Here is a 1,151-nt window from a genome sequence, read left to right as displayed (position 1 = left end):
CGACCTTGAGGAAAGTTATAGGTTCTGATTCGCTCAGAACGGTCACCACTACCTACGAGACTTTTTCGTTGATCTGATTGTTCTTGAGCATGCGCTTCCTGTTCAGCCGTCAGTAGCCTCGATTGCAACAAAGATAGAGCGCGAGCCTTATTCTTATGCTGTGATCGTTCGTCCTGACACTCAACTACCACACCTGTTGGCAAGTGGGTAATACGAATAGCCGAATCCGTTTTGTTGACGTGCTGACCACCGGCGCCCGAAGCCCGGAAGGTATCGATACGCAAGTCAGCCTTATTGATTTCGATCTCATCCACAGCATCAATTTCCGGCATCACAGCCACCGTACAAGCCGAAGTATGAACCCTGCCTTGCGATTCGGTTTCTGGAACACGTTGTACACGATGAGCTCCTGACTCAAACTTCAGGCTCCCATATACACCCTCACCGACAAGCCGTGTAATCACTTCTTTATAACCACCGTGCTCACCCAGGTTTTCGCTAACCACTTCAACCTTCCAGCCTTTCTTCTCAGCATAACGAGAATACATGCGAAATAAATCCCCAGAGAAAATTGCCGCCTCATCACCACCGGTTCCCGCTCGAATTTCCAAGAAAACGTTATTCTTGTCATTCGGATCTTTAGGTAACAAGAGAGTCTGCAACTCCTTATCAAGAGTTTCCAAAGAAGACTTTGCCTCTTTCAGCTCTTCTTGAGCCATCTCGCGCATATCGGCATCACCATCATTCATCAGCATGTTGGCTTCTTCGATGTCGTCCTGAGCTTGTCTGTAGCTAGCGTAACATTTCACAACCGGCTCAATTTCAGCATACTCTTTTGAAAAGTCGCGAAATTTATTCTGGTCTGTGATCACATCAGGGTCGCTCATAAGAGCTGCTAATTCTTCGTAACGTTCAGAAATACTGTCTAAACGAAGCAATAAGGATTCTTTCATGGAATAGTAACCAGCTAGATGACCTTAACTTAACTATAAAGCCTGAAGAACAAACGCTTTTGATAAAGTAAGGTCACAAAAATTCAATATGTAGGAAATTGCGCGGCATTTTAGCAAAAATAGCGGCGCGAAACAAAAGCTAGCTCTTGTAGAAAGATTTAGAACATCTCTAGCTCGCCATCATCAAAAGGATCGGCT

General features: G+C 45.2%; 1 protein-coding gene. It reads right to left on the bottom strand.

Going from position 1 to position 1,151, the window contains the following annotated elements:
* Window positions 1–953: peptide chain release factor 1 (gene prfA / locus A3735_RS23290; RefSeq protein WP_068638752.1), on the bottom strand; the 953-nt coding region annotated here is incomplete at its 3' end.
* Window positions 954–1,151 lie beyond the last annotated feature (198 nt).

It is taken from the genome of Oleiphilus sp. HI0061 (assembly GCF_001635675.1).
Note: the sequence above shows the minus strand (reverse complement) of the source record. Positions and strands in the feature narration are given on the sequence as shown.